The sequence below is a fragment of the Tepidibacillus infernus genome (genome assembly GCF_048898065.1).
Lineage (GTDB): Bacteria > Bacillota > Bacilli > Tepidibacillales > Tepidibacillaceae > Tepidibacillus_B > Tepidibacillus_B infernus.
The window spans coordinates 1-2,309 of sequence record NZ_JBLWFI010000007.1 but is presented as its reverse complement, the minus strand read 5'-3'; the positions used below and the strand labels follow the sequence as shown (position 1 = coordinate 2,309).

Annotated in this window: 1 protein-coding gene, 1 tRNA gene and 1 rRNA gene; all 3 read left to right on the top strand. The window is 38.8% G+C overall.

The features are described 5' to 3' along the window. The first annotated feature begins 15 nt into the window (after window positions 1-15). Window positions 16-132: ribosomal RNA gene (gene rrf, locus TEPIDINF_RS14650) — 5S ribosomal RNA — on the top strand. Between the two features lie 274 nt (window positions 133-406). After that, complete coding sequence (locus TEPIDINF_RS14645) at window positions 407-1,747, top strand: ISLre2 family transposase (protein WP_421692399.1); 1,341 nt, start codon at window positions 407-409, stop codon at window positions 1,745-1,747. A 168-nt stretch (window positions 1,748-1,915) separates the two neighbouring features. Next, window positions 1,916-2,002: transfer RNA gene (locus tag TEPIDINF_RS14640), tRNA-Leu, on the top strand. The last annotated feature ends 307 nt before the right edge of the window (window positions 2,003-2,309 follow it).

Genomic DNA, 2,309 nt, shown 5'->3' with positions numbered 1-2,309 from the left:
CTAAGTCGTGCTATGTCTGGTGATGACGGCGGAGGGGATACACTCGTTCCCATCCCGAACACGACCGTTAAGCCCTCCAGCGCCGATGGTACTTGGATCGAAGGATCCTGGGAGAGTAGGACGTTGCCAGGCAAAGAATAAAGGACTACCGAAAGGTAGTCTTTTTGTATATACGAAAGTAGGTCGTACCGAGGCGTGAGAAGCCGAGTATTTTTTTGAACCCAGGCTCTCAGTAGTATGAGTAAAATTATTGTGGGAGGAAAAACAACCTTATAAGGCAGATAATGGAATCTGCTTGAATAAGAAGAATATTAAGCAGAAAGATGTAAGCAAAAAAATATGGAAAAGAGGGTCTCTCCTTGGTAGAATCATATTCGTGACAACAGATTCAAAGGAGTGAGCCCTCATGAAAAATATTAACACAAAATATCCGACGTTAAAAGAGATAGAACAGTTAGTTTGGAGGAATTTGCAGGAAACCTTTTCGACGGTCATGAAATTACTTTTAGAGGATTTTGATCAACAGATTATAGATAAACGAGATAAACAAAGATTTCATCTAAAAGATAAAAGAAAATTAACTATCGATAGCCTTTTTGCTGAGATAGAAATTAACCGTACATACTACCGTGATCGAGAGACAGGTGAATATGTCTACCTTCTTGATCGATATCTAGGTTTCGAAGGAGCCAAAGGGTTTAGTCCATTAGTGGAGGAAGCAGCTATTGAACTAGCTGTATCTGGACCTTCTTATCGAAAAGCAGCTAATACCCTTGAAACTATCCTTGGTTATCGGGTTATGAGTCATGAAGCTATTCGCCAGCATTTGTTGAGTGTGGAAGCTATTCAGAAAGAGAAACAATCAATTACTTCACCCGTATTGTTTGTGGAAGTAGATGGTTTATATATAAAGCGACAAGAGAAGCAAATCAAGGGTAAAGAAGAAAAAATTGCAGCAGTTCATCAAGGATGGGAGGTTAACGGAAAGCGAGTAACTTTGCAAGAAAAGCGTCATTATATTCACCGAGGAAAAGAGCCTTTTTGGGAAGGGTTTGAGAATTTCCTGATGGAAACATATGACTATGATCCTACGGTGCATCGTCTTGTTATAAATGGAGATGGGGCAGGATGGATTACCGCTTGCCGTGACTACTTCAAGGATAGGGCCTTCTTCAGTATTGATCGATTTCATATTGCAAGAGATATTCGAAGATTATTTCGAGACCATCCCCGTTATAAGGCAATGCAGAAAGCACTAGCAGCTTATGATGGAGAGAAACTGATGACAGAATTAAACAGTGCCGTAGGTACATTGAATGACGAAACAAAAGAGAAACGCTTAGAAGAACTTATCAAGCAGCTTGAACAGTATCCTGAGGCGTTAGGGGACTATAGAAAATGGTTAAAGGAACATGGGATTGATCCAACTGGAATGCGTCCTATGGGAAGTGCAGAAGCGACAATGAGTGTATTTGCAAAGCGTATGAAAAATGGACGGAGTTGGGTTAACAAAGGAGCTAGTGCCATGATGACAGCAATGGTATCGATCCTCGACAAATTAGCTCTAAAAACACTATTTGGTCGAGTAGAAAAATGGTCAGAAGCCAAAGAAGAAAAACCACCAAAGCAGTATGTGAAAAAGGTAGTAAGAACCGTAGGTAAAGTTACACGAAACAATATTATGTATCTAAAGAATAAAGCGAATATCCCAGTATATGAAGTACTAAAGGAATTAAAAGGATTTTAAAAAAATAATATATGGTTTTACTTTGGAAAACCCATAAAATATGAATACGCTTACGTAAATGTGGATGGAATAAAATTCCTCCCACAAATACTTGACTCAGACCTCTCAGTATATAGACTTGTTTGGACATTTAAAAAGTGGTATATTTTTTAGAGAAATGAATTTTACGCGGACGTGGCGGAATCGGCAGACGCGCTAGATTCAGGTTCTAGTGGTAGAAATATCGTGGGGGTTCAAATCCCTTCGTCCGCACCATATGTTTTCAGTAAATGGATTAAGCTTGGTAGACAACACGTTGGAGGTATGAAAGGAATAGGTTTAAATTCTATCTTCTTGGCCTTCAAAACGCACTAGACATGTTTGAGTATGTCTTTTTTATTTGGGGTATTGACGATAACTGTCATTTGTGATAAATTATTTAAGTCATTGAAATGACCTGACTTTTGCAGCAAAATCAAAGAAAAAACAGCCTTGAACCCGCATGAATGTTGGTTTCTTGGCTGTTTTTATATGTCCAAGAGTTGTAGTGAAAATTATCCTTTTTTGACCTCTCCCAAAATTT